The sequence below is a fragment of the Sphaerotilus montanus genome (assembly GCF_013410775.1).
GTDB classification, from domain to species: Bacteria; Pseudomonadota; Gammaproteobacteria; order Burkholderiales; family Burkholderiaceae_C; genus Sphaerotilus; species Sphaerotilus montanus.
Map to the genome: position 1 here is coordinate 4,581,289 of NZ_JACCFH010000001.1, position 24,252 is coordinate 4,605,540.

Annotated in this window: 25 protein-coding genes; 5 read left to right on the top strand and 20 right to left on the bottom strand. The window is 67.2% G+C overall.

Features of this window, described 5'->3' with window-relative positions; all coding sequences use genetic code 11:
* Window positions 1-8: 8 nt before the first annotated feature.
* The 8 genes from BDD16_RS20930 to BDD16_RS20965 all read right to left on the bottom strand — a co-directional run bounded on the left by BDD16_RS20930 (window position 9) and on the right by BDD16_RS20965 (window position 10,453).
* Complete coding sequence (locus tag BDD16_RS20930) at window positions 9-1,616, bottom strand: carboxyl transferase domain-containing protein (RefSeq protein WP_179635708.1); 1,608 nt, start codon at window positions 1,614-1,616, stop codon at window positions 9-11.
* A gap of 23 nt (window positions 1,617-1,639) precedes the next feature.
* Complete coding sequence (locus BDD16_RS20935; protein ID WP_179635709.1) at window positions 1,640-2,812, bottom strand: isovaleryl-CoA dehydrogenase; 1,173 nt, start codon at window positions 2,810-2,812, stop codon at window positions 1,640-1,642.
* Window positions 2,813-2,884: 72 nt separating this feature from the next.
* The gene (locus BDD16_RS20940) at window positions 2,885-4,582 is read right to left on the bottom strand and encodes an AMP-binding protein (protein ID WP_375139102.1); all 1,698 of its coding nucleotides are present in this window, start codon (window positions 4,580-4,582) and stop codon (window positions 2,885-2,887) included.
* A gap of 143 nt (window positions 4,583-4,725) precedes the next feature.
* Window positions 4,726-5,904 (bottom strand): PLP-dependent transferase, encoded by a 1,179-nt coding sequence (locus BDD16_RS20945; protein ID WP_179635711.1) that lies wholly within the window; start codon window positions 5,902-5,904, stop codon window positions 4,726-4,728.
* Complete coding sequence (gene metK, locus BDD16_RS20950; protein ID WP_179635712.1) at window positions 5,897-7,084, bottom strand: methionine adenosyltransferase; 1,188 nt, start codon at window positions 7,082-7,084, stop codon at window positions 5,897-5,899. Before metK ends, BDD16_RS20945 begins: the two co-directional genes overlap by 8 nt.
* Window positions 7,085-7,122: 38 nt before the next feature.
* Window positions 7,123-8,079, bottom strand: coding sequence for an L-histidine N(alpha)-methyltransferase (egtD, locus tag BDD16_RS20955; protein WP_179635713.1), 957 nt, complete (start codon window positions 8,077-8,079; stop codon window positions 7,123-7,125).
* A gap of 19 nt (window positions 8,080-8,098) precedes the next feature.
* Complete coding sequence (gene egtB, locus BDD16_RS20960; protein ID WP_179635714.1) at window positions 8,099-9,361, bottom strand: ergothioneine biosynthesis protein EgtB; 1,263 nt, start codon at window positions 9,359-9,361, stop codon at window positions 8,099-8,101.
* A gap of 3 nt (window positions 9,362-9,364) precedes the next feature.
* Complete coding sequence (locus tag BDD16_RS20965) at window positions 9,365-10,453, bottom strand: mechanosensitive ion channel family protein (protein ID WP_179635715.1); 1,089 nt, start codon at window positions 10,451-10,453, stop codon at window positions 9,365-9,367.
* A 208-nt stretch (window positions 10,454-10,661) separates the two neighbouring features.
* Here BDD16_RS20965 and BDD16_RS20970 point away from each other — a divergent pair, with 208 nt between their 5' ends.
* On the top strand, window positions 10,662-11,387 hold the full coding sequence (locus BDD16_RS20970; RefSeq protein WP_179635716.1) for a TetR/AcrR family transcriptional regulator: 726 nt from the start codon (window positions 10,662-10,664) through the stop codon (window positions 11,385-11,387).
* Complete coding sequence (locus BDD16_RS20975; protein ID WP_218897895.1) at window positions 11,384-11,797, top strand: signal peptide prediction; 414 nt, start codon at window positions 11,384-11,386, stop codon at window positions 11,795-11,797. The genes BDD16_RS20970 and BDD16_RS20975 overlap by 4 nt, the downstream gene beginning before the upstream one ends.
* On the opposite strand, the gene BDD16_RS20980 is transcribed toward BDD16_RS20975, so the two are convergent.
* Both BDD16_RS20980 and BDD16_RS20985 read right to left on the bottom strand, forming a co-directional pair.
* Window positions 11,746-12,909, bottom strand: a complete 1,164-nt coding sequence (locus BDD16_RS20980) for an acyltransferase family protein (RefSeq protein ID WP_179635717.1) — start codon at window positions 12,907-12,909, stop codon at window positions 11,746-11,748. The genes BDD16_RS20975 and BDD16_RS20980 overlap by 52 nt on opposite strands.
* Before the next feature lie 98 nt (window positions 12,910-13,007).
* Window positions 13,008-13,202, bottom strand: coding sequence for a hypothetical protein (locus tag BDD16_RS20985; RefSeq protein ID WP_179635718.1), 195 nt, complete (start codon window positions 13,200-13,202; stop codon window positions 13,008-13,010).
* Window positions 13,203-13,465: 263 nt separating this feature from the next.
* Between BDD16_RS20985 and BDD16_RS20990 the strand changes: the two genes are divergently transcribed.
* The 3 genes from BDD16_RS20990 to BDD16_RS21000 all read left to right on the top strand — a co-directional run bounded on the left by BDD16_RS20990 (window position 13,466) and on the right by BDD16_RS21000 (window position 15,789).
* Window positions 13,466-14,131: a CAP domain-containing protein gene (locus BDD16_RS20990; RefSeq protein ID WP_179635719.1), complete on the top strand. Its 666-nt coding sequence runs from the start codon at window positions 13,466-13,468 to the stop codon at window positions 14,129-14,131.
* 473 nt (window positions 14,132-14,604) lie between these two features.
* On the top strand, window positions 14,605-15,117 hold the full coding sequence (locus BDD16_RS20995; protein WP_179635720.1) for a hypothetical protein: 513 nt from the start codon (window positions 14,605-14,607) through the stop codon (window positions 15,115-15,117).
* 108 nt (window positions 15,118-15,225) lie between these two features.
* Window positions 15,226-15,789, top strand: coding sequence for a hypothetical protein (locus tag BDD16_RS21000; RefSeq protein WP_179635721.1), 564 nt, complete (start codon window positions 15,226-15,228; stop codon window positions 15,787-15,789).
* Window positions 15,790-15,813: 24 nt separating this feature from the next.
* Here BDD16_RS21000 and BDD16_RS21005 read toward each other — a convergent pair whose 3' ends face one another.
* From BDD16_RS21005 to BDD16_RS21050, 10 genes are all read right to left on the bottom strand, one after another.
* Complete coding sequence (locus BDD16_RS21005) at window positions 15,814-16,797, bottom strand: tripartite tricarboxylate transporter substrate binding protein (protein ID WP_179635722.1); 984 nt, start codon at window positions 16,795-16,797, stop codon at window positions 15,814-15,816.
* Window positions 16,788-17,495 (bottom strand): TapB family protein, encoded by a 708-nt coding sequence (locus BDD16_RS21010; RefSeq protein WP_246332631.1) that lies wholly within the window; start codon window positions 17,493-17,495, stop codon window positions 16,788-16,790. Before BDD16_RS21010 ends, BDD16_RS21005 begins: the two co-directional genes overlap by 10 nt.
* A gap of 16 nt (window positions 17,496-17,511) precedes the next feature.
* Window positions 17,512-18,012 (bottom strand): hypothetical protein, encoded by a 501-nt coding sequence (locus BDD16_RS21015; RefSeq protein ID WP_179635723.1) that lies wholly within the window; start codon window positions 18,010-18,012, stop codon window positions 17,512-17,514.
* Window positions 18,013-18,036: 24 nt separating this feature from the next.
* The gene (locus tag BDD16_RS21020; protein ID WP_179635724.1) at window positions 18,037-18,639 is read right to left on the bottom strand and encodes a hypothetical protein; all 603 of its coding nucleotides are present in this window, start codon (window positions 18,637-18,639) and stop codon (window positions 18,037-18,039) included.
* Complete coding sequence (locus BDD16_RS21025; RefSeq protein WP_179635725.1) at window positions 18,639-19,316, bottom strand: MotA/TolQ/ExbB proton channel family protein; 678 nt, start codon at window positions 19,314-19,316, stop codon at window positions 18,639-18,641. Before BDD16_RS21025 ends, BDD16_RS21020 begins: the two co-directional genes overlap by 1 nt.
* Window positions 19,317-19,321: 5 nt before the next feature.
* Window positions 19,322-20,164 (bottom strand): ABC transporter permease, encoded by an 843-nt coding sequence (locus BDD16_RS21030; RefSeq protein WP_179635726.1) that lies wholly within the window; start codon window positions 20,162-20,164, stop codon window positions 19,322-19,324.
* Window positions 20,161-21,321 (bottom strand): type 1 periplasmic-binding domain-containing protein, encoded by a 1,161-nt coding sequence (locus BDD16_RS21035; protein WP_179635727.1) that lies wholly within the window; start codon window positions 21,319-21,321, stop codon window positions 20,161-20,163. Before BDD16_RS21035 ends, BDD16_RS21030 begins: the two co-directional genes overlap by 4 nt.
* Window positions 21,318-22,250 (bottom strand): PQQ-dependent catabolism-associated beta-propeller protein, encoded by a 933-nt coding sequence (locus BDD16_RS21040; RefSeq protein WP_246332851.1) that lies wholly within the window; start codon window positions 22,248-22,250, stop codon window positions 21,318-21,320. Before BDD16_RS21040 ends, BDD16_RS21035 begins: the two co-directional genes overlap by 4 nt.
* 73 nt (window positions 22,251-22,323) lie before the next feature.
* Window positions 22,324-23,040 (bottom strand): ATP-binding cassette domain-containing protein, encoded by a 717-nt coding sequence (locus tag BDD16_RS21045; RefSeq protein ID WP_179635728.1) that lies wholly within the window; start codon window positions 23,038-23,040, stop codon window positions 22,324-22,326.
* A gap of 141 nt (window positions 23,041-23,181) precedes the next feature.
* Window positions 23,182-24,027: an MBL fold metallo-hydrolase gene (locus BDD16_RS21050; protein WP_179635729.1), complete on the bottom strand. Its 846-nt coding sequence runs from the start codon at window positions 24,025-24,027 to the stop codon at window positions 23,182-23,184.
* Between the last annotated feature and the right edge of the window lie 225 nt (window positions 24,028-24,252).

The following is a 24,252-nucleotide window of genomic DNA, read 5'->3' on the forward strand; positions in this document are numbered from 1 at the left end:
CTGTGGCCTCACATGCGGAACAAGCCGAACTTCGTCGGTTCGATCGGCGCATTCAGCGACGCCGACAGCGACAGCCCGAGCGTGCGCCGCGTCTGCGCCGGATCGACCACGCCGTCGTCCCAGAGACGGGCCGTCGCGTAGTACGGATGGCCTTGGTCCTCGTACTGCTGGCGGATCGGCGCCTTGAACGCAGCTTCGTCGTCGGCCGACCACGCGCCGCCCTTGCCCTCGATGCCGTCGCGCTTGACGGTGGCCAGCACGCTGGCGGCCTGTTCGCCGCCCATCACGCTGATCCGCGAGTTCGGCCACATCCACAGGAAGCGCGGCGAATAGGCCCGGCCACACATGCCGTAGTTGCCCGCGCCGAACGAGCCGCCGATCAGCACCGTGAGCTTGGGCACCTGGGCGGTGGCGACAGCGGTGACCATCTTGGCGCCGTCCTTGGCGATGCCGGCGCTCTCGACCTTGCGGCCCACCATGAAGCCGGTGATGTTCTGCAGAAAGACCAGCGGGATACCGCGCTGGGCGCAGAGTTCGATGAAGTGCGCGCCCTTCTGCGCCGACTCGCCGAACAGGATGCCGTTGTTGGCGATGATGCCGATCGGCATGCCGTGCAGGTACGCGAAGCCGGTCACCAGCGTCGTGCCGTAGCGGGCCTTGAACTCGTCGAATCGCGAGCCGTCCACGACGCGGGCGATGATCTCGCGCACGTCGTAGGGCTTGCGCGGGTCGGCCGAGACGATGCCGTAGATCTCTTCCGGGTCGTACAACGGCGCTTCGCTCGGGGCGAGCACGAGCTGTGACGGCTTGCGGCGGTTCAGGTTCGCGACGATGCGGCGGCAGATGAACAGCGCGTGGCTGTCGTTCTCGGCCAGGTGGTCGGCGACGCCGGAGACGCGGGTGTGGACATCGCCACCGCCCAGGTCTTCCGCGCTGACGACTTCGCCGGTCGCGGCCTTCACCAGCGGCGGGCCGCCCAGGAAGATCGTGCCCTGGTTCTTGACGATGATGGTCTCGTCGCTCATCGCCGGGACATACGCGCCGCCCGCCGTGCAGGAGCCCATCACGACCGCGATCTGCGCGATGCCCATCGCCGACATCGTGGCCTGGTTGAAGAAGATGCGGCCGAAGTGGTCGCGGTCGGGGAAGACCTCGTCCTGTTTCGGCAGGAAGGCGCCGCCCGAATCGACGAGGTAGATGCACGGCAGGTGGTTCTGCATCGCGATCTCCTGCGCGCGCAGGTGCTTCTTGACCGTCATCGGGTAGTAGGTACCGCCCTTCACCGTCGCGTCGTTGGCGACGATCATGCATTCGACGCCCTGCACGCGGCCGATGCCGGCGATCATCCCTGCGGCCGGCGCGTCGTTGTCGTACAGGCCGAGTGCCGCGAGCTGGCCGATCTCCAGGAAGGGCGTGCCGGGGTCGAGCAACTGGTCCACACGCTCGCGGGGCAGCAGCTTGCCGCGGGCCGCGTGCTTGGCGCGGGCCGATACACCGCCGCCGAGAGCCACCTTCGCGGCCTGCACACGCAGATCCTCGACCAGGGCTTTCATGTGGGCCGCGTTGGCACGGAAATCATCCGAACGCGGGTTGATCTTGCTTTGAAGGGCTTGCATGGCGTGGTCGCTCGGCTTTCGGCTCAGCAGGTCTCGTTGAACAGCTCGCGCCCGATCAGCATCCGGCGGATCTCGCTGGTGCCGGCGCCGATCTCGTAGAGCTTGGCGTCGCGCCAGAGGCGGCCGGTGGGGTATTCGTTGGTGTAGCCGACGCCGCCGAGCGCCTGGATCGCCTCGCCCGCCATCCACGTCGCCTTCTCGGCGGTGTAGAGGATCACGCCGGCCGCGTCCTTGCGCAGCGTGCGGCTGTGGTCGCCGCGGTCACAGGCGCCGGCCACCGCGTAGCCATAGGCGCGGCAGGCCTGGAAGGTCGCGTACATGTCCGCCAGCTTGCCCTGCATGAGCTGGAATTCGCCGATCGACTGGCCGAACTGCTTGCGCTCGTGGACAAACGGCACGACCACGTCCAGGCACGCCGCCATGATCCCCAGCGGCCCGCCCGACAGCACGATGCGCTCGAAATCTAGGCCCGACATCAGCACCTTGGCGCCATTGCCTTCGCCGCCGAGCACGTTCTCTTCCGGCACTTCGCAGTTGTCGAAGAACAGCGGCCAGGTGTTCGAGCCGCGCATGCCGAGCTTGTCGAGGTGGTGGCCGTGGGTGAAGCCGGCCATGCCCTTCTCGACGATGAAGGCCGTCATGCCACGCGCGCCCATTTCTGGCTCGGTCTTGGCGTAGACGACCAGCGTGTCGGCGTCGCCGCCGTTGGTGATCCACATCTTCGAGCCGTTCAGCACGTAGCGGTCGCCGCGTTTCTCCGCCTTGAGCTTCATGCTCACCACGTCCGAGCCCGCGCCCGGCTCGCTCATCGCCAGCGCGCCGATGTGGTCGCCGCTGATGAGCTTGGGCAGGTACTTCTGCTTCTGGGCTTCGCTGCCGTTGCGCTTGATCTGGTTGATGCACAGGTTGGAGTGCGCGCCGTAGCTGAGGCCCACCGAGGCGCTGGCGCGGCTGATCTCCTCCATCGCGACCATGTGGGCGACGTAGCCCATGTTCATGCCGCCGTATTCCTCGGCGACGGTCAGGCCGTGGACACCGAGGTCGCCGAGCTTCTTCCACAGCGCGTGGGGGAAGAGGTTGTCGCGGTCGATGTCGGCGGCGCGGGGGGCGATCTCGTGCTGGGCAAAGTCGCGCACGGCGTCGCGCAGGGCGGCCACGTCGTCGCCGAGGGGGAACTGGAAGGTGGATTCGAACATGGGGGGGCTTCTGGAAGGGTGGGTCCCCGCTTGCGCGGGGATGACGGCGTGTGGGGGGCGGGTTGGGCGGGTTCAGGCCGTGCGGGTTTCGGCGCGCTGGAGGGATTCGGTCATGGCGCGGCGCATCAGGTACTTCTGCACCTTGCCGGTGATGGTCATGGGCATCTCGGCGACGTCCACGAAGCGGATGTGGCGCGGCACCTTGTAGTGGGCGATCTGGTCGCGGCAGAAGGTCTGGATCTCGTCGGCGGTACAGGTCTCGCCCGGCCGCAGCACGATCCACGCGCAGACCTCCTCGCCGTACTTCTGGTCCGGCACGCCGAAGACCTGCACCGACTGCACCTTCGGGTGGCGGAACAGGAACTCCTCGATCTCGCGCGGATAGACGTTCTCGCCGCCGCGGATCAGCATGTCCTTCACGCGGCCGACGATGTTGCAGTAGCCCTCGGCGTCGATCGTGGCGAGATCACCCGTGCGCATCCAGCCGCCGTCGACGATGGCCTCGCGGGTCTTCGCCTCGTCGCCCCAGTAACCTTGCATCACGAGGTAGCCGCGGGTCCACAGCTCGCCGGGCGTGCCAACCGGGACCGTCTTGAACTCGGCATCGACCACCTTGGCCTCGACGTGCGGCTGCACGCGGCCGACGGTCGTCACGCGGCGGTCGAGCGGATCGTCGGCGCTGCTCTGGAACGACACCGGGCTGGTCTCGGTCATGCCGTAGGCGATGGTGATCTCGACCAGGTGCATCTGCGCGACGACCTTCTTCATCGTCTCGATCGGGCAAGGCGAGCCAGCCATGATCCCGGTGCGCAGGCGGCTGAGGTCGAAGGTGGCGAACTCCGGGTGGTCCAGTTCGGCGATGAACATCGTCGGCACGCCGTGCAGCGCGGTGCAGCCCTCCTCGGACACGGCGGCCAGCGTCGCGCCCGCGTCGAAGATCTCGCCGGGGAACACCATCGCAGCGCCGCTCGACACGCAGGCCAGCACCGCCAGCACCATGCCGAAGCAGTGGTACAGCGGCACGGGGATGCAGAGCTTGTCGGCTGCAGTGAAACGCATCGCCGCCGCGACCGCGATGGCGTTGTTGACGACGTTGTGGTGCGTCAGCGTCGCGCCCTTGGGGTGGCCGGTGGTGCCGCTGGTGAACTGGATGTTGATCGGATCATGGCAGCCGAGCGTGGCCTCGATCGCGTCCAGCGCAGCCACGTCGACCGCTTCCGGCGCCGCCAGCACGTCGGCGTAGCGCAGCATCCCTTGCGTCTCGCCGTCGCCCATGCGGATGATGAATTCCAGCGCTGGCAGCTTCGGCGCCACCGTCTGCAGCATCGCCAGGTAGTCCGCCGTGCGCAGCCGCTCCGCCGCGACCACCGCCCGGCAGCCCGACAACTGCAGCGCGTATTCCAGCTCCGACAGCCGGTACGACGGGTTGATGTTGACGAGGATCACCCCGATGCGCGCCGTGGCGAACTGCGTCACCAGCCACTCGACGCGGTTCGGTGACCAGATGCCCAGGCGATCACCACGCCGCAAGCCCAGCGCCAGCAGGCCCGCCCCCAGCCGGTCGACCTCGACCGAGAACTGACGCCACGTCCAGCGCACGCCCTGCTCGCGGAACACGACGGCCTCGCGGTCGCCGAAGCGCGCCACGGTCTCGCGCAAGAGGCCAGGCATGGTGCGCACGGACAGTTGCGGCTGCGCCGGCCCTCGGACGTGGCTGAGGCCATGCAGCGGAAGCACTCCCAGATCTTGAGGCGTCATGTGTGTCTCCAGTCGGAACTGGCGACAATTATTGAGCCTTACTCAAAACAAGGGTTGCGGGTAAACCCTGAAGGCCTGCGCATTCTTTGACTCAGCACAACCGGGAAGCCATTCCGGCAGCGAACTGACGGCCCGCGATTGAAGTTGAGCAATACTCAATTCAATGCCACCACAGCCCGGGCCAAGTCGTTCACCAGATCCTCCACCGCCTCCAGACCCACGGCCAGACGCACCCAGCCGCCTCGCCCGTCGGACCCAGGAAACGTCAGCGCCTGGCTCACCGGCCCGCCCCAGCCGCCGCCCAGCCGGAAGGTCTTCAGCGCTGCGGCGAAGGCGTCGAGGCGGTCCGGACCACCGCCAGCATCGAACTGCAGCGTGACCAAACCGGCCGCCGATCCGCACAGCGTCGCCCAGTGGGCATGACCCGGCGACTCCGGACTGACCGGATGCCGCACGCTGGCAATCGCGGGTTGCGCCCGGCACCACTGCGCGATCTGCCGCGCCGCAGCGTCCTGCGCGGCGTGGCGCAAGGCCAGCGACGGCAGGGCCCGCAGCACCGACTCGACCTCGTTCATGCCGACACCCAGCCCCAGCCGCGTGTGGCCCCACAGCAGGCGCCGGTACAGCGTCTCATCGCGACAGGCCACCGATCCCAGGCCAGCCTGACCGCCCGACACCTGCGGACCCAGGTCCTGGATCGTCAGATCGACGGCCAGACCCTCCCCGAGATCGAAGGCACAGAACGCGAGTCCGGCGCCCCAGGTGTTGTCCAGCGCGACCAAGGCCCCCGGCGCCCGCTCGCGCACGGTGCGCACCAGCCAGCGCAGGTCCGGGAAGGCCAGCGTCACCGGATCCGGCGCGACCAGCCAGACCAGCCGCGTGGCTGGCGTCACCACCTCGGCCAGCGAGGCGACGGACATCGGGTCGTAGCCCCGGACGCCGACACCCCAGCGAACCAGATCCTCCCGCGCGAACGCATGGCCGGCGGCGTCATGGCCCTGCGCATCCACCGCGGAGCGTGGCAACACCACCGTGTCCCCAGCCTGGAGCGCCACCACCTCGACCAGCGTCACCGCCGAACGACCGCTCGGCGCGAGCAGCACCCGGCGCGCACCTTCGAGCGTGGCCAGCCGCTCCTCCAGCACGAAGCTGGTCGGCGTGCCCTGCAGCCCGTAGGTGTAGCTGGTCTTGTCGATCCACCCGTCCGTGCGCGAGGCCGCCACGTTCGGGAAATACACCGTCGCCGCCTTGAACACCCCGGGCATCGCGCCTTCAAACCCGTCCGGTGGCCGGTAGGGGTGGTGGATCAGGCGGGTGGTCGGCGCATCAGGCATGCGCGGCGGCAGCGCGCAGCAGCGCTGCCTTGTCCGTGCGCTCCCACGTGAACTCCGGCTCTTCGCGCCCGAAGTGCCCGTACGCGGCGGTCTTCGTGTAGATCGGCCGCAGCAGGTCCAGCATCTGGATGATCCCGCGCGGACGCAGGTCGAAGAACTCGTTGACCAGTTGCGCGATCTTCTCGTCGGAGATCACGCCCGTGCCTTCGGTGTAGACCGTCACGTTCATCGGCCGCGCCACGCCGATCGCGTACGCCACCTGGATCTGACACTGCTTCGCCAGCCCCGCCGCGACGATGTTCTTCGCCACGTAGCGCGCCGCATACGCCGCCGAGCGGTCCACCTTGGTCGGATCCTTGCCCGAGAACGCACCGCCGCCGTGCGGGCAGGCGCCGCCGTAGGTATCGACGATGATCTTGCGGCCGGTCAGGCCACAGTCGCCTTGCGGACCACCGATGACGAAGCGCCCCGTCGGGTTGATCAGGAACTTGGTGTCCGCGGTGATCCACTCCTTCGGCAGCACCGGCTTGATCAGCTCCTCGCGGATCGCCTCAATGAACGAAGCCTTCATCGTCGTCTGCGTCGCGCTCTGGTCCGGGTCGTGCTGGGTGGAGAGCACGACGGTGTTGATCGAGTGCGGCTTGCCGTCGACGTAGCGCATCGTCACCTGGCCCTTGGCGTCCGGGCGCAGGAAGGGCATGCGGCCGTCCTTGCGCAGCTGGGCCTGGCGCTCGACGAGGCGGTGGGCGTAGTAGATCGGCGCGGGCATCAGCTCCGGCGTCTCGTCGCAGGCGTAGCCGAACATCAGGCCCTGGTCACCGGCGCCGGTGTTCAGGTGGTCGTCGCTCGCATGGTCCACGCCCTGCGCGATGTCGTTCGACTGCTTGTCGTAGGCCACCAGCACCGCGCAGCCCTTGTAGTCGATGCCGTACTCGGTGTTGTCGTAGCCGATGCGCTTGATGGTGTCGCGGGCGACCTGGATGTAGTCGACGTGCGCGTTGGTCGTGATCTCGCCCGCCAGCACGACGAGGCCCGTGTTGCACAGCGTCTCGGCGGCCACGCGGCTGCGCGGGTCCTGTTCGAAGATCGCGTCGAGGATCGCGTCGGAGATCTGGTCGGCGACCTTGTCGGGGTGCCCTTCCGAGACGGATTCGGATGTGAAGAGGAAATCGTTGGACATGTCGTGCAGGTCAGGTTCAGGGGTCTGGTGCGCCGGAGTCAGGTACGCGCCTTCAGCAGATGCACGCTGAAGTAGCCTTTGTCATCCAGCCAGAGCTTCTCGCCCATCCAGCCCGCATCCCAGGCCAGTTGCCGGAGTTCGTCGGGCGTGTACTTGTAGGAGTTCTCGGTGTGGATCGACTCGCCGGCATCGAAGTCGAAGGTATTGCCGTTGACGCGCACGCGCTGCGCTTCGCGGCTGACGAGGTGCATCTCGATGCGTCCCCGTGCGGCGTTGTAGAAGGCACGGTGCTCGAAGCTGTCCGGGTCGACGTCCGAGGCCAGCTCCTTGCGCAGGCGCTCCAGCAGATTGAGGTTGAACGCTGCGGTGACACCGGCCGGGTCGTTGTAGGCCAGGTGCAGGATGTCGGCCGGCTTCTTGGTGTCGACACCGATCAGCAGACGGCCATCGTCGCCCGCCTTGCTGCGCAGGTCGCGCAGGAAGCGGATCGCCTCGGCCGGATCGAAGTTGCCGAGGCTGGAGCCGGGGTAGAAGAACACGCGCCGCGTGGCGGGAATGTCAGACGGCAGCGCGTAAGGCTTGGTGTGGTCGACACAGACCGCGTGCACCGGCAGCCCGGGATAGTCCGCCGCCAGCCGCGCAGCCGAAGCGCGTAGGTGCTCGGCCGAGATGTCCATCGGCACGTACATCGCCGGGCGCACCCGGTCGAGCAGGAAGCGCACCTTGATGCTGCTGCCCGCGCCGGGCTCGATCAGGTGGCAGTCCTCGATCTGCAGGCTCGCCAGGATGTCCTCGGCATGGGTCTCGAAGATGCTGCGTTCGACCGCGGGCACGTAGTACTCGGGCTGGGCACAGATCTGGTCGAAGATCTGCGAGCCGACCTCGTCGTAGAAGAACTTCGGCGGGATCTGCTTGGGCGTCGCGGACAGACCGTGGATCACGCTGTGGTGGAAGTCGTCGAACTCGGGCTGGCAGTCGTGAAAGCGGTACGTCATCGGTCGAATCCTCCAGAGATCAGCAATTCCCCGCGAGCCGGATGCCCGTGAAGGCCCAGCGGTCGTGGGGGTAGAAGAAATTGCGGTAGCTCGCGCGCAGGTGGTCCAGCGACGTGGCGCAGCAACCACCGCGCAGCACCATCTGGTTGCACATGAACTTGCCGTTGTATTCACCGGCCGAGCCTTCCAGCGGCCGGAAGCCCGGGTACGGCAGGTAGGCCGAGCCGGTCCAGGTCCAGAGGTCGCCGTGCCACTGGCCTTCCGGCCCGGCGGGCATGGGGTGCAGGAAGCCCTGTTCGAAGGTGTTGCCCTGCAGCGGCTGCTGCGCGAGCACCACTTCGAGTTCGGCCTCGGTCGGCAGGCGTTGGCCGGCCCAGCGCGCATAGGCCTCGGCCTCGTAGTAGCTGACGTGGCAGACCGGCGCGTGCGGGTCGAGCGGGCGCCAGCCTCCGAGCGTCATCTCCAGCCAGCCGCCCTGTCCGTCCCGCTCCCAGTACAGCGGGTGCTGCCAGTCGTGGCGGCGGATGTGCGCCCAGCCGTCGGAGAGCCAGTGCGCGGCCTGCGTGTAGGCCCCGGACTCGATGAACGCGAGGTATTCGCCGTTGGTCACCAGCCGGTCGGCGACGCGGTAGCGGTCCAGCCAGACGCGGTGGCGCGGCGACTCGTTGTCGAAGGCGAAGCCGCTGCCGCGGACGTGGCCGATCTCGTGCAGCCCCTCGCCCAGCTCGACCCAGCGCATCGGCCGGGTGGACTCGACCGTGCGGCGCGGCAGGTCGTGGCGGTAGGCCGGCTTGAGCGGGTTGACCGCGAAGTTGGCCTTGATGTCCATGCACAGCAGCTCCTGGTGCTGCTGCTCGTGGTGCAGGCCGAGTTCGATGAAGCCGCAGATGCCGGCATCCGGCTGCTGCTCCAGCAGATCGAACAGTTCCTCCATCGCCGCATCGACCGTGCGGCGGTAGCGGTAGACATCCTCGACCGAGGGCCGGGCGAGGTGGCCGCGCTGATTGCGGGGATGGAACTTGCCGATCGACTCGTAGTAGGAGTTGAACAGCACCTCGAAGCCCGGAAACCCCGCCCGGTAGTCCGGGTGGTGCGGCTTGAGCAGGAAGGTCTCGAAGAACCAGGTGACGTGGGCGATGTGCCACTTCGGCGGACTGGCCTCGGCGGCGGCCTGGGTCTGGTAGTCCTCGGTCAGCAGCGGGGCACACAGCGTCTCGGTCACGGCGCGGACTGCGCGGTAGCGCCGGCGCAGTTCAGAGGGGGCGATGGCAGGACCGGGCATGGCTCAGGCGGGCTGGAGCCGCGAAGGCGTCGGACGGACGGCCACGGGCGTGGACGCCGGGGCGGGACGCTCGTCCAGTTGCATCTCCACCCGCAGCGGCAGCGCCATGCGGATGCCGGCCTGCTCGAAGCGGCGCAGCACTTCCAGGTTCACCTGCGTCTTGGCGCGGCAGATCTTCTCGTACTCGTTGCCGATCTGCGCCCGCTCGTCGGACGACCACTTGGCCACGGCATACCAGAACTCCAGTTCGAGGTAACCCGGCTCGACCTTGTCCAGTGCCGCCCAGCCGCTCTTCAGCAACAGCGCGTTGTCGGCCACCACCGCATGCAGGATGGCCAGCGCCTCTTCGACCTTGGCCGGCGGCGTCCAGGGTTCGATGCGCAGGCGCGCTTCCTGGTAGTAGCAGCCCTGACTGTCGATGTTGGTGACCACACCATCGGTGAAGACCTTGTTGGGGATCTGCACCAGGCGGCCGTACCAGTTGGTCACCGTGGTCGTGCGCAGGCCGATCTTCTGCACCCAGCCGTTGATGCCGTTGACCTCGATGCGCTCGCCGACCTTGAAGGGACGCTGCGTCAGCACGACCACGCCGCCGAAGATATTGGCCACCGTGTCCTGGGCCGCCAGCGCCAGCGCCATGCCGCCGATCCCCAGACCCGCCAGCACCGCGGTCACTTCGAAGCCGATGCTGTTGAGGGCCGTCGCCAGACCGGCAAGCCAGATCAGCACATGCGCCACCGTGCGCAGCACCATCAGCAGGTGCAGCTCGATCGAGCTGTCCGGCTTGCGCGCCTGCGGCTCGAACACGCTGCGGTGGAAGGCGTCGTAGACGGCCACCAGCAGCCAGGTGAGCGACACGGCGATGGCGAACGTGATGCCCTGCGCAGCCACCGTGCCCAGCGCGGCCGGCATCGACAGCATCCCGATCGCCAGCCGCATGCCCAGCAGCATGGCCATCACCGTGAGGGGCGCTGACGCCTCCTCGCTGACGGCCACGACCAGTCCACTGCCCAGCTTGCGCGCCGACGCGTGCAGCACGCCCACCAGCATCCGGCCCAGCAGCAAGGCACCGACCACCAGGCCCACGGCCATCAACCACTGGCTCAGCGGATTTCCAAAAACAGTTGCATCCACGTGGTTTACCCCAAAAGTGCCAAGACTGGCTGTTATTCGTGAAAAAAATCATAGTCTGGTATGTATATTTTTATCATTACGGGTACTTTCTTTTACAAAGCACCTGGGGCAGCCCACGCGCTCCACTGCGAAGCACGCCAACCCACCGGGCCACTAAGATCGCCCCATGCGCAGCAGCCCATCCCCTGATTCCGACGACTCCCGCAGCCCCCGTCGCCGTGCCCCCGCCAGCGCCAAGTCCGAGCAGCGCATCCGCGACCTGCTGCGCGTCGGCCGCGAGGTGTTCGCGGAAAAGGGCTACGAGCACGCGACCACCACCGAGATCGCCCAGCGCCTGGGCATCAGCGAGGCGACCGTCTTCACCTACTTCCGCGGCAAGCGGGAGCTGTGCGTGCGCGTGATCAGCGACTGGTACGACGAGATCATCGCGACGATGGAAGCCGGCCTGCCGCGCGAGCAGCCGATCCGGGCGCAGCTGCACTACCTGATCCAGACGCACCTGCGGCTGTTCCTGGTGCAGGGCACGGGGCTGTGCGCGCTGGTGCTGTCGGAGGGTCGCTCGAAGGGACAGGCGCTGGGCGAGAGCTTCCTGCCGCTGCAGCGCCGCTACACCGCGCCGCTGATGGACCTGCTCGCGCGCGGTCAGGCCTCGGGCGAGCTGCGCCGGGACGTGCCGCTGCGGCTGCTGCGCTCGATGGTGCTCGGGCCGATGGAGCACCTCCTGTGGGAGGTCATCGCCCAGAACAAGCCGACCGACATCGACGCCGTCTCGACCGATCTGGTGGCGCTGCTGTGGTCGGCGCTGCAGGCACCGGACACGGAGCTGGCCGCGCTGCGCCTGCTGCGCGCCGAGCTGGCCGAGGCGCTGGCGCGCAGCGGATCCGGCGCTTGAGACCCGCCCGCCACCGGGTGCACCGCACCATCGCCTACGCCTGGGTCGCGCCGGTGACGCTGGCCGGGCTGGTGCTGGCCGGGCTCGCGCTGGCGTGCGGGGCACGGGCGCGGTGGGTCGAGGGCCAGCTCGAAGTGGCCGGCGCGCACCGGCTGCGCGGCTTCGGGCGCTGGCCGCCTGTCCGGGATTTCGTCGCGATCACGCTCGGCCACGTCATCCTGGGGCGCGACCACGCCACGCTGGCGCGCTGGCGCCGCCACGAGCAGGCACACGTGCGGCAGTACGAGCGCTGGGGCCTGCTGTTCTGGCCGCTCTACCTCGGGGCGAGCGGCTGGACGTGGCTGCGCGGCCGGGAGCCCTACCGGGACAATCCGTTCGAGATCGAGGCGCGCAGGGCCGAGGCCGAGTGAAAGGACCGGCTGACCACCCGGTCCGGCGCGCGCTCGGTCGTGCGTGCCACCGCTGGTGGCGTCAGGACGACCTGCAGCCACCAGCCAGCCACCAGGCTGGTGCCCCAGGCGACGAACAGACCCAGCAGGTTCATGCCCGGCGAGGTCGGCCACAGGCGGTAGAACGCAGCGCCCACCACGAGAATCACCGGGTAGTGCATCAGGAACACCGTGTAGGAGATGCGGGACAGGAAGGCCACCACCCCGCGGACCGGACCGGCGTTCAGCCAGCGCCAGCCGCGCCCGATGTCCAGCGCCAGCACCAGCGCCACACAACCCGCCAGCGCCACGCGGCTGCGCCACTCCACCAGCAGCGCCAATGCCGTGAGCACCACGATGGCACCGGTCCACAGGGCACGCTGGCGTGCCGCCCTCGCCCATTGCGCCATCACGCCCAGACCATAGGCGCCGATGAAGTACGGCGCCCACATGTCGAGAGGCGGTTCGCGGTTGAACCAGAGCAGCGACGCGCCGATCAGCACCACCACGGTCAGCGCCGTGACGCGCCCGCGGGCAGCGGTGTCCCCACCCCACCAGAGGCGCAGCGCACAGAGCAGCGCCAGCGCCGCGTACAGCTGCGCGTCGATGGCGACGTACCAGACACCGGCCGACAAGGCGTCTTCCTCCAGCACGTCCTGCAGCATCAGCACATTGGTGACGAACTGCCAGAGGGTCGGTGCCTCCGGGATGGTGGGATGGTCGATCAGGGTGCGGGCACACAGCGCGCACCACACCGCGGCCAGCAAGGCCACGAAGTACGGCGGCATCAACCGCTTCAGACGCCGCCACTGGGTCTGCAGCAGCACGCCGGGGCCGGCAGGGGTCGGGGCATCGGGAGTCGGCAGGAGCCCGCGGGCGGCCAGAAAACCCCCCATCACGAGAAAGACCTGCACGGCGAGCCGCGCATGGCTGACCAGCCACTCCATCAGATCGCCCGTGAGATGACCGACGACGTCGGACATGGGGCCGTACAGGGCAAGGTGGTGCCAGACGATGAACTGGGAGGCGAGGGCCTTGCCCAGATCGACCATCGGCAGCGATGGTCCTTGAGGGTTCCGGATTGAAAACTGCATCGCCGACATCCTAGCCGGCGACGCTTGCGCGGAAGTTATGCCAAAAAGTTCACTTCAGGCGCACTTCAGGCGCACTTCAGGCACACGGACTGTGCAGTTCAGGCCAGCGCGCGGAGCGGCCGGGTCGTGGCCGGCTTGCGGCGCAGGCCCGCCGACAGGCACCAGCGCGCCCGGCCGTGGCGGGCCCGGGTGCGGGTGCGCTCGGCGGTGCAGGTGATCAACCAGGCATTCACGCCGATGGACCGGACCGGGTCCTTCGTGCGTTCTGGGGCTGGTGACGAAAAGACGGACATGCACTGACTCCTGTAGCAGAACCGAACGCGATGCAGACAACTGCTTGCGACTTCTTTCAGTTCAGGCCTCGAAGTCTGCGGGAGCCCCCTCGGGATTGCCAGCTTCAGCGCCCCCTCGAACATGGGCCGAAGAAACAGACCCCCGTGCAGATGGCGCGGTTTGAAGCGTGTGGAAGCCACGACCCCCCCGGTTCTTTGGAGTACCGATCGACACCAGGCAGGACCGCCTCCCAGAATGAATTCAAGCAAAGAGGCCACCTGACATGACCCACAAGAACAACCGCACGCCCTACCGCACTTGTAACTTCGTCCGCCGGATCGGCGCCACCGTGCTGATCGGGCTGCTGAGCGCCTGCAATGGCGGCAGCGACGAGGATCCGGTCCCGTTGACGGCCAGCACGGTCCTCCCCTCCGGTGCGGCCACGTCCACCACCACCGGCACAACCACCACCACGGGCACCGCTGCACCTGCCGCGAGCGCGCTGACCGCCGCCACCAGTTGCAGCATCACCGCCTTTCAGGCCTCCGTGGTGGCCGAAGTGAACCGGCGGCGTGCCAGTGCGCAGTCCTGCGGCAGCCGCGGCACCTTCGCCGCGGCCGGCAGCCTGCGCTGGAACGACGTGCTGTTCCGTGCCGCGGCGGCGCATGCCAACGACATGGTGACCGGCAACTTCTTCGCCCACACCGGCAGCAACGGCAGCGCCATCAGCGACCGGATCAACGCGATCGGCTATTCCTGGGCCAGCGTCGGCGAGAACATCGCCGCCGGCCAGCCGACGGTGACCCGGGTCGTCGATGCCTGGATGGGCAGCGACGGGCACTGCGCCAACCTGATGAACCCGGTGATGGAAGAGTTCGCGGTGGCCTGTGTCTACAACACGACCAACCGCTCGAACTACTGGGTGATGGATCTGGCCAAGCCGCGTTGAGCAGAAGTACGTTGGTGCGTGTTCCGGCCGGGGGTGGGCATCGACGTCGGGCCGATCGACGCACAGGCCTTTGTCCGCGCGTGAGAGGTGGACGACTCGGAGGCCGATCAACACCGTGCTGGCGTCGCTGGACCGGGGGATCGGGGGATCGGCAAGGCGGAGTTGCGCGAGTCGTTCCAATTTCTGACCGACACACATCTGAGCGCGGCGCGGGTCTATGCCGCGGTGCATCCGCGCCGGGGTCGGCCAGCGTCAGCTGGGCTAGTGAATCCGCTGACGAAGCGACTGACCTGTTGTCTGGCGGCGGCACCAAACAATAAGCGACAAGTCGCCACCCCCTCTGCCGCGTGAAAAATCCGCACAATTTTCATTAAAATATTCCTCGCACACCCAATCTGCAATTAATGATATAGCTATTTTTAGACCAATAATTGAAAATGATTTTTTAGTCCGATGAAAATCTAAAATACATCATGAAAAAAACAACCATGACGCTATCTCAGGCAAGACTAGAGCGAGCGCTTTGGCAAGCCGACGCTGACATGACGAGTAGCGGCGATATCTATATCCGACTGACAGAGATGGGCTTACCTTCGGAAGTTGCGATCCGTCTGAAGGAATTGCTGGCAATAGTCAGGCCGATTGGCGAAAAAATAATTAGCCTCGGAAAAATAATTGCACTCAAAATAATCGATTTTATCGAGAAACATCCAAATCTGGCCGCCGGAATCGCTTTGGGCGCAGCAGTTTCATCACTAATCTCTTCGATACCTCTTTTGGGACAAATATTGGCTCCGATTGCACTCCCGCTTGGAATTGCAGTAGGCGCAATCGCTGGCCACAGAATAGATAAGGCCAACGGTGGAGCCATGAGCAGCTCCATCGGAGCCATTATCATTGCCCAAGATCTTATCGAGATCGCGAGTGTTTTTTTTCAGTCGTTGATCGACACCATAGCGATATTGTCCTCTGATTTTGACACCTGAGATCCAGATGGCACCAAAAAATCAATTCCAGTAAAATTTTATTACCAAGCTGTTGATTTTAAAATTTTCGCATCAAGCCTAAAGTCAATTATTTTAAAATTTATTTTTATGCTCCAGCAAAACACAGTAACAAAGAAGCAACTTCTCCAAGTCATCAGCGACCTAGAAGCAACTCCGGCAGATAGAGTACGCATTCTTGGAGACGTAGGAATTACTTCGCTTGGAATCGGGCTCGGTGCCGCAGCAGCAGGAACTGCTGCAACTCTAGCTGGAGTCACCGCGATTCCATTGGTCACGACTGCAGCATCATGGCTGGGCGTAACTGCTGTGGCAGCTACGCCGGTAGGCTGGATTATCGGCGCAGCACTGGCTGGCGGCGCACTGACATACTATGTATCTCGCTTGATTCGTGACGGCAGTCTATCCGAGGGCAGGAAGCGAGAACTGCTACAAACATACAAGGAGCGACTTCAAGAAGTACAGAGGCGGGAGCAAGCACAGGAAGTCACCTCATCAGACAGAAATACATTCATCACATCCCTGCGCGAGATGATAGAGAAGGATGCAATTCCCCCGAAAAAGGCCTTTCAGCTCATTGAAGCGGTGGAACGAGGAGCTATGCCGCTTTCGCAGGCATATAGCCTGATCGCAGCCATTCTTCAAGAGAATTAAAACCGCCCAGCCTTTTTCAAATATCTACCCCCCCTTGTTCAACCCCAACCTCTCCACCGCCCTCTTCTCCGCCGCAAAACTCTCCTTGAGACTGCGCCCATAGTCCTCGGCATCGAGATACACCAGCTCCTGGTCGTATTTCGCCAGCTCGGCAATGTGCGCCGGATCATTCATCGCGGCCTTGAACGCGTCGTGCAGCACGGCGACCACCGCGGGCGGCATGCCCCGCGGTCCGACCAGCCCATACGGTGATGTGGCCACGATGCCCAGGCCCAGCTCCTTCAGCGTCGGCACCGTCGGCCAGCGCTTCGTGCGGTGTTCGCCGAACGTCACCAGCAGCCGCAGCTTGCCGGAGTCGACGAATGGCGCGAACCCGTTGGAGTTGATGCCCACCATCACCTGTCCCGACGACACCGCCAGCATCTGCTCGGACGTGCCCTTGTACGGCACATGCACGTACGCCAGCCCGCGCTTGGCGAACAGCTCGTCGAACACCACGTGCGGCGTCGTGCCCACCCCGTTGGTCGACACCGTCAGCTCGCCCGGATGCGCCTTCGCCCACGCGAACACATCGTCCAGCGTCTTCAGCGCACTGCCACCCGGCACCACCACCCCGAACGTCACCCCGGAAATCTGAATGATCGGCGTCGTGTCCCGGATCGGATCCCACAGCACCTTCTGGATGTGCGGCGCCCGCAGCGCGGGCTGCGGCAGTTGCGCGATCGTGTAGCCGTCCGGCGCAGCCTGTTGCAGGACCGGCATGGCCAGCGTCCCGCCCGCCCCCGCCCGGTTCTCGACCAGCACCCGCTGCCCGAGCTGCCGCCCCGCCAGCTCCGCCAGCAACCGCATCGTCAGATCCGTCGCCCCACCCGCCGGCCACGGTACCCACAGCGTGATCGGCCGGACCGGAAAACGCTCGCCCGGCTGGGCCATCAGCCGGGCACTCGCCGGCCCGAACGCCGCAGCGCTCAAGGCCCCCAGCACCTGCCGGCGGCTCATCATTCCCATGACATCAACTCCATTTTCATCACGCCACCCAGCAGAAAGGTCGAATTGGCCGGCTCGCTGCGCTCCACGCGCACGAGGCCGACGCCTGGGCAGTACCACTCCAGCGTGGTCAGCGGCATGTCCCGCCAACCCTGCACCGGGTCGGAAAACAGTTTCAGCTTCGCCTCGCCCTGGACCTTGACGCAGCCATCGAAGCGGCCGGCCGGTGTCTCGACCTGCTGGTTCAGCGCCACGATCGTGTAGACCATCGGCACCGACGGGTGACTGTGCCGGATCTCGGGCGGGAAATCATTGCGCCGGCGCAGCAGGTAGGTGGTCGTCGAGGCCGACCAGTTCGTGCCCACCGCGATCGGCGCCTTGAGCACGTAGCGTGGCTGCGGATCAGGCTTGGGCGCTTCCTCCAGATCGCTCTTGCTCGCGACGCGGTAGACGCCCGTGTCGTCAGCGCGCAGCCAGTAGTCGATGCCCGAGTCGCTGCGCCGCCGCCACGCACGGCCCGAGTCGAGCGCGCTGTCGCGGCCTTCGTTGCGCAGGACGACCGCCTCGCGCTCGCTGGTGTTGTTTTCCCACTCGCTGGTGAGGCGGTAGGTCCAGGTGCGGCCCTGGTCGAGCGGAAACAGCGACGCACCAGGCGGCTCGCTGCACGCGGCCAGCAGCAGCCCCAGCAGCACCGGCAGCCCCAGGGGACGGACAAGCAAGGCAGCACGCACCACGTCACTTCTCCGGCAACTGCGGCGCAGGCAGATCGCGGATCTTGACGTTCTGCTCGTCCGACCCCGGCCGCAGCCAGCTCAGGCCCTTCGGCCCGCGCTTCGGTTCGGCCGAGCCCATCTGCGTGACGCCCTGGCGCACCTTCTTCATGCCCTCGGCGAGCAGCGCGTGCAGATCCTTGGCATACGGCAGCTTGTAGGCGCGCGGCTGCGGCGCGGGCTTGCCGTTCTCGATCGCGTTGACCCAGACATACAGCGCGCCCTCCTTGCCCTTGCTCGGCTCCTCGATCACCGCGGCCAGCAGGACAAACTTTTCCGGCAGCGCATGCCGGCTCGGCCAGCCCCAGACGTCCTCCAGCGCGGTGTCGCTCCAGAAATACAGCCCCGTCACCAGCGCCACCAGCCCCGCCTTGGCCCACACCGGCCAGCGCGACGCCACCAGCGCCAGCCCCAGCACGAACAGCACGGCGACAAACGCCCACAGCACCGCATCGGTCGATGTCACAGCATGTCCCTCATCATCATCACGTCAGATCCTTTCCACCAGCGTCTTGGCCAGCGTGTTGACCGCTTCGACCTTCCCGTCGCGGTTCACCGTGAAGCGCACCGCCGTCACCTCGTCGCCCTTGCGCGCCACGTTCACGGTGCCGTAGAACACCACCTCGGCGCGCGGGTTGACCTTCACCACCGAGACATTCACGGGCACCGGTTCGCCGTTCTTGCTCTCGTAATAGAAGACATTGACGGTGTATTCGCCCGGCGAGAACCCGCGCACCGTCACGACCTCCTGGTTCAGCGGGTTGACGATCTGCTGGCCGTTCACCACCAGCGTGTCGTTGGCGAGGCCCCGGTCATCGCGGTCGAGGTGCATCATCCCGCCCTCGCGCTGGCGGAACCAGACGAGGTTGCGGCCCGGGTCCTGGACCCAGGTGTCGATGTCGTTCGGGTTCATGTCCGGCCAGGTCACGGTGACGATGAACTCGGCCTTGGCATCGATCACGCCGGTCTTGGCCTTCGGGTTCATCGCCACGATCGCGATGGCGAACAGCATGACGAAGATCAGCAGCGTGTTGAACAGCAGGTCGCTGAACGGGTCGATCTCGTCGGAGCGGCGCGGGCGCAGGACCGCCATCAGCGCGCACCGTCGGCCAGGATGTCCGCCGCCAGCCGGTCCGCCAGCCGGTCCAGCAGCAGCAGCTGCAAGCCCAGCCACAGGTTGGCGATCAGCCCGACCAGCGTGGTGTAGAGGGCGATCGCCATGCCGCCGGTCATCTGCTGCAGCAGCTGCTGGACTTCCGCCAGCTCGAAGCTCTGCGACTTGCCGAGCTGCGAGGACATCAGGATGAAGCCGACCACGGTGCCGAGCAGGCCGAGCTTGATCGTGGCCGCCGTGAACCACCACGCGGTCTCGTGCGGGCCATGGGTGCGCTCGGCGAGCAGCGCGCTGGCCTCGCCCTGCTGGTGCGCCAGGTCCGCCAGGTAGGCCGAGCGCCAGCGGCTGCCCCCCGGCTGCGCCTCCTGCTGCAGACGCCACGCACGCACGCCGCACCACCCGGTGACGACGGCCGCCAGCAGCGCGATCACCACGCTGATGCCACTCGGATCCCCGTCGACCAGCGCCCGCCACCAGCCGTGGCGCTGCATCCACCACGCGGTGAACAGCGCCACCCCGGCCAGCAGCGCCCAGCCCCAGAACAGCCGCTGCGACAGCGCCGCGATGTCGGCCCGACCCACCGCCGCCGCGCCGAATTCGACGGGCAGCCCGGCCTCGACACGGCCCTGTTCCCGCAGGCGTTGCCAGAGTTTCATCACCGTCAGCCTCCGCCGCCGCCAGGAGGCCCGCCGCCGCCCCGCTTGGTCAGCGCACCGAACCCGCGCTGCGGGTCATACCCCCAGCTGGCCAGCCCGAAACACAGCGCCAGCGTGCCGAGCACGATCCACGGCGACAGGCCCGGATCCTTGTCGTACATCGCGTAGCGCATCCACTCGACCGCGTGCGTGAACGGGTTGAACCGCGCGATCTGGTACACCCACGCCGCCCCGGACTCCTCCAGCTTCCACAGCGGGTAGAGCGCGGTGGACATGAAGTACATCGGGAAGATCACGAAGTTCATCGTGCCGGCGAAGTTCTCCAGCTGCTTGATGTGCACGCTCAGCAGCAGGCCGAGCGCGCCCAGCATCAGCGCGCTGCACACCGCGGCGAGCAGCACGTGCGGCGTCTGCGGCCCGATCAGCGGCAGCTCCGTCCCGAGCAGCCACGCGATCACGACGAACGCCAGCGCCTGCGCCAGCGACAGCACGGCCGTCGCGGTGAGCTTCGAGAACAGGATCCACGGTCGCGGCAACGGCGCCGTCAGCAGCAGCCGCATCAGCCCCATCTCGCGGTCGTAGACCATCGCCAGGCTCGACTGCATGCCGTTGAACAGCAGCACCATGCCGACCAGCCCCGGCGCGATGTACACGTCATACGGGATGTAGGTGTCATACGGCTCGGCGATCGCCATGCCAAACACGTTGCGAAAACCCGCCGCGAACACCGCCAGCCACAGCAGCGGCCGCACCAGCGCCGACACCAGCCGGCCGGTCTGGCGCGCGAACTTGGCGATCTCGCGCCAGACGATGGCGCGCATCGCCTGCAGGGCGTGGCCGAGGTTCATGGGCGGGCCACCTTGCAGAGCTTCTCCGGGGCATCGACGCCAAGGGTGTCGAGGTTGTTCTTCGGGTGCAGCACGCCTTCGACCGGGGCCATCGCGACCACGCCCTGCCCGTCGGTCAGCAGCATCGGCTGGCGCAACTGGCCATCCCAGGGGCGGAAGCCCATCGGCGTGCCCTTGGAGCCATCGAATTCGAGTTGATTCAGCGCCTTGGCGAAGGCAGCCACCGGGCCCTTGGGGGCTTCCGTGGCCGCGGCGACGATCGCCTTGCCCGCCATCCAGGCAGCCCAGTCGTGTGCCGTCATCGGACGGCCGGTGGTCTTGGCGAAGCGGCGCGAGACCTGCGGCGCGCCGAAGCGCTCGAACTGCGCCGACCACGCCAGCGCCGTCAGCCCGGCATCACCCACGACCGGGCGAGGCAGGCTGGTCCGGTACGGCAGCGTGCGCGCGAACTCGCCGTCGCTGTCCACCACCCAGACCACGTCGTAGGTCGCGTTGCCGGTCAGCAGCTTCAGGTTCGCCATGTCGCGCTCGCGCGGATCGGCCGAGAGCTTGAACGGCTTGGCGGCCACGAGCTTGAGGCCGTAGCGCTTGATCGACGCCTGCACGGTGGCGCTGCGCTGGGCGTCGGCGGGCGCCGGGCCGCTCAGCAGCAGCACCTGGCTCCAGCGCGCCGCCGCCAGCGTCTGCGCCAGCGCGTCGGTGCGCATGCGCTCGCTGGGCAGCAGGTGCAGCAGGCGCGGCCGGCAGTCCTGCTCGCGCAGGCGGTCGCTCGCGTCGCCCAGGTTCATCACCGGCAGCTTGACCGCGTCCGCCGCCGCCAGCGTCCATTCGGCCGGCAAGTCGGTCAGCACGACCGCGGCGCCGCCCTTCTCCGCTTTCTGCGCAGCGTCCTTGGCGGCGGCGGCATTCGCCACCGGCACGGTGTCCAGCGTCAGCACGGCGCCCGCGGCCTCCAGCTCGAACTTCGCTTCCTTCAGCGCGACCTGCAGCCCATCCGCGGCGGGGCCGCCAGGATGGCCAAGGTAGGCACGTTCGGTGCGGCTGCGCTCCAGGCGGACATCGTCGGCGGGGACGAGCAGGGTCAGCTTGAAGGTGGCAGCCTGGGCGGTCGCCACGCCCGCGCACGCCAGCCATGCGGCAACGTGCAGGCGCTTCATTCGACGATCACCGCGCCATACGGCACGCGCCCCACCGGCAGGCTCTTGATCGACTTGGCACTCGCCACGTCCACCAGCGTCACGTCATCCGACAGCCCGTTGACCACCAGCAACTGCTTCTCCGCCTTGTCCAGCGTCACGTTCCACGCCCGCTTGCCCACCAGCGCCAGCGCCGTCGTCTTGCGGGTCGCCACCTCCACGAACGCCACGTGGTTCGCCCGGCCCAGCGCCACGAACGCCTGCTTGCCGTCCTTCGTCATCGTGATGCCCACCGGCGTGATGTCCGTGGCCCGCGCGCCCTTCACCTCGAACCTGATCGTGTCCGTCACCGACCAGTCCTTCGTCGAGACCACGCTGACGCTGGCCGACATCTCGTTGGTCACCCAGAGCTGGCTGCCGTCCGGCGTCAGGGCCAGCCGGCGCGGACGCTTGCCGACCTTGATGTTCTTGACCACCTTGCCGGTGGCCGCATCGACGACGTGGACCATGTTCGCCACCTCCGAGGTGACCCAGACCAGCTTGCCGTCGGGCGAGGCTTTCACGCCCTCGGGCTCCTTGCCGACCTCGACCGTGCGGGTGAACTTGCCGCTGGCGATGTCGAAGAAGCCTAAAGCGGCGTCGTCTTCCTGCGAGATGTAGAGCGTCTTGCCGTCGGGCGAGAGGTCAAACGCCTCGGGGTCTTCGCCGATCGCCAGCCGGCCGACCGACTTGCGCGTGGCCAGATCGATCACGTCGGCGGCGTTCGATTCGGCGCACGCCACCAGCAGCTTCTTGCCGTCCGGCGTGACCTGCACGTGGCGCGGGCGCTTGCAGGTCGCCACCGTGCCGGTGACCGCCTGCGTCTTCAGGTCGATCACCGTCAGCGTGTGGTCCTTCTCGCTCGACACGTACGCGGTCTGCGCCTGCGCCAGCAGGGACATCGCCACCATGGCAGCGCCGCCCAGCAGGCTGCGCGCAAACACCAGCTTGTTCATCTTCGTCTCCAGCATGTTGTGCATGTCGTCACCGGGCCGTGGCCCGGATGAAGGCTTCTTCGAGGCCGCCACCGCCCAGGGTGGCGGTCACGTCGGCCGGCGTGCCGTCGGCCAGCAGCCGGCCCTGGTGCAGCACGACCACGCGGTCCGCCGCCTCGGCTTCCTCGACCAGATGGGTGGCCCACAGCACCGTGCTCTGCCGCTCGGCGACATCGGCGCGGATGGCGGTCATCAGGTCGCGGCGCGACTTCGGATCGAGGCCGACGGTCGGCTCGTCCATCAGCACCACCTTCGGCCGGTGCAGCAGCGCCCGCACCAGCTCCACCTTGCGCCGGTTGCCACCAGACAGCTCGCGCACCGGGCGCGCCAGGTCCTGGTCGATGCCGAGCGCCACGCAGCCGGACCGGATGCGCTCGGTCGCCACCGCCCTCGGCAGGCCGTGCAGGTCGGCGTGGAAGCGCAGGTTGCGCTCGACCGAGAGGTCCAGATCAAGCGACATCTGCTGGAACACCACGCCGATGTCACGCAGTGCCCGCACCGCCGAGTGCCGCAGCGATTGCCCGGCCACCTCGACCTCGCCCGCGTCGGCGACGAACAGGCCGGTGAGCACCTGGAACAGCGTGGACTTGCCGGCGCCGTTCGGGCCGAGCAGCGCGACAAACTGGCCGGCGGGCAGCGCCAGCGTCAGGCCGGCCAGGGCCGTGCGGTCGCCGTAGCGCTTGATCAGACCGTCTAGACGCAGCATGGGACGTGGGGAGGTGTGGAAAGTGACACAGTCCGCGTTGTACAGGGCCCCGTGCATGGCGTCGTGCCCGGACTTACACCGAGAAACACCGCGGGCGGGCTCCGATTGCTCCATCCGGAGACCGGAGATCAGACCCGGAGATCAGAGATTGATCTCCATCCGGTCGGCCGCGAGTTCGACCCCGTGCCGTGCCAGTTCGCCCCGCAGCCGACCGGGGCCGGCCTCCCAGTCCGGCATCGCCATCAGCACCTTGCGGCGGGCGCCGACCCGGTCGAGTTGCGCCAGCATGTCCAGACCCGTGGTCCAGGCACCGCCGTCGTCCGGCCAGGTGTCGACCCGGTCGTCGCCGAGCAGCAGGCAGTCGGCCTGCTGCATCCACTCGACGGCCTCGAACCCGGCGGCCGCCAGACTGCGTGCGCAGAAGAAGCGCTGCCCGGTCACCAGATCACGCACGGCCAGCGCGATGGTGTCGCCCACCTCGCCCGATGCGGGCTGTGCCGCGTGGCGCGGCAGCGGACCATCGGTGGCGACGGCGGTGAATTCGAGCGTGGGCTGGCCCTCGATGTGGAACACCGCCTCGCGCGATTCGCCCGCCACCGGAATGACGTGCCACTGCACGCCGCAGTAATGCTCCAGCAGCGGCAGCACGGGCAGCGCATGCGTCAGTTCCTCGAACACCGCCGGCGTCGCATACAGGTGGATCGGCGCACCATCGCGCAGTCCGAGCAGGCCGGTGACATGGTCCACCTGCGCATCGGTCAGCACCACGGCGCGCACGGCGGCGTCCGGCAGACCCGGATGCCGCAGCAGACGCGCATCGGTCGACAACTGCGTCGCCACCGAAGGCGATACATTGATCAGCACCCAGTGCAGACCATCCCCCGACAAGGCGACCGCCCCCGGCGCGCGGGTCGAGGTCGGGCTGGCCCGGGAACACTGGGCCAGCGGTACCGCTTCGTCGCCGCCCTTGAGTACAACCAGTTTCATGAAGTCCCCCTCATGGTCTTCACATTGAACACGCGACTGCATACAGCCACCTCGTCCGGTTTTTGCAAGAGCCATGCCGAGGTTGACGCACACGTCAACCGTCTCCACCGACCGCCTGCAGGTGCATGCGGCAACCGGCTGTGGCCCGAATGCCCCCCGATGCCGCCGGCGACGGGCACCACGCCCGCCAACTGCTCCAACGCGGAACAACATCGTTTCAAAGCT

What these genes read in the sequence shown, in the direction of transcription:
- BDD16_RS21040 (WP_246332851.1), bottom strand. Translation starts at nt 22,250, where the DNA reads ATGGTGGCGATGTCCCTGCTGGCGCAGGCGCAGACCGCGTACGTGTCG.
- BDD16_RS20935 (WP_179635709.1), bottom strand. Translation starts at nt 2,812, where the DNA reads ATGTTCGAATCCACCTTCCAGTTCCCCCTCGGCGACGACGTGGCCGCC.
- BDD16_RS20965 (WP_179635715.1), bottom strand. Translation starts at nt 10,453, where the DNA reads ATGGCCGTGGGCCTGGTGGTCGGTGCCTTGCTGCTGGGCCGGATGCTG.
- BDD16_RS20990 (WP_179635719.1), top strand. Translation starts at nt 13,466, where the DNA reads ATGACCCACAAGAACAACCGCACGCCCTACCGCACTTGTAACTTCGTC.
- metK (WP_179635712.1), bottom strand. Translation starts at nt 7,084, where the DNA reads ATGTCCAACGATTTCCTCTTCACATCCGAATCCGTCTCGGAAGGGCAC.
- BDD16_RS20995 (WP_179635720.1), top strand. Translation starts at nt 14,605, where the DNA reads ATGAAAAAAACAACCATGACGCTATCTCAGGCAAGACTAGAGCGAGCG.
- BDD16_RS21045 (WP_179635728.1), bottom strand. Translation starts at nt 23,040, where the DNA reads ATGCTGCGTCTAGACGGTCTGATCAAGCGCTACGGCGACCGCACGGCC.
- egtB (WP_179635714.1), bottom strand. Translation starts at nt 9,361, where the DNA reads ATGCCCGGTCCTGCCATCGCCCCCTCTGAACTGCGCCGGCGCTACCGC.
- BDD16_RS20980 (WP_179635717.1), bottom strand. Translation starts at nt 12,909, where the DNA reads ATGCAGTTTTCAATCCGGAACCCTCAAGGACCATCGCTGCCGATGGTC.
- BDD16_RS20945 (WP_179635711.1), bottom strand. Translation starts at nt 5,904, where the DNA reads ATGCCTGATGCGCCGACCACCCGCCTGATCCACCACCCCTACCGGCCA.
- BDD16_RS21030 (WP_179635726.1), bottom strand. Translation starts at nt 20,164, where the DNA reads ATGAACCTCGGCCACGCCCTGCAGGCGATGCGCGCCATCGTCTGGCGC.
- BDD16_RS21005 (WP_179635722.1), bottom strand. Translation starts at nt 16,797, where the DNA reads ATGGGAATGATGAGCCGCCGGCAGGTGCTGGGGGCCTTGAGCGCTGCG.
- BDD16_RS21000 (WP_179635721.1), top strand. Translation starts at nt 15,226, where the DNA reads ATGCTCCAGCAAAACACAGTAACAAAGAAGCAACTTCTCCAAGTCATC.
- egtD (WP_179635713.1), bottom strand. Translation starts at nt 8,079, where the DNA reads ATGACGTACCGCTTTCACGACTGCCAGCCCGAGTTCGACGACTTCCAC.
- BDD16_RS21035 (WP_179635727.1), bottom strand. Translation starts at nt 21,321, where the DNA reads ATGAAGCGCCTGCACGTTGCCGCATGGCTGGCGTGCGCGGGCGTGGCG.
- BDD16_RS21020 (WP_179635724.1), bottom strand. Translation starts at nt 18,639, where the DNA reads ATGGCGGTCCTGCGCCCGCGCCGCTCCGACGAGATCGACCCGTTCAGC.
- BDD16_RS20985 (WP_179635718.1), bottom strand. Translation starts at nt 13,202, where the DNA reads ATGTCCGTCTTTTCGTCACCAGCCCCAGAACGCACGAAGGACCCGGTC.
- BDD16_RS20970 (WP_179635716.1), top strand. Translation starts at nt 10,662, where the DNA reads ATGCGCAGCAGCCCATCCCCTGATTCCGACGACTCCCGCAGCCCCCGT.
- BDD16_RS21050 (WP_179635729.1), bottom strand. Translation starts at nt 24,027, where the DNA reads ATGAAACTGGTTGTACTCAAGGGCGGCGACGAAGCGGTACCGCTGGCC.
- BDD16_RS20930 (WP_179635708.1), bottom strand. Translation starts at nt 1,616, where the DNA reads ATGCAAGCCCTTCAAAGCAAGATCAACCCGCGTTCGGATGATTTCCGT.
- BDD16_RS21025 (WP_179635725.1), bottom strand. Translation starts at nt 19,316, where the DNA reads ATGAAACTCTGGCAACGCCTGCGGGAACAGGGCCGTGTCGAGGCCGGG.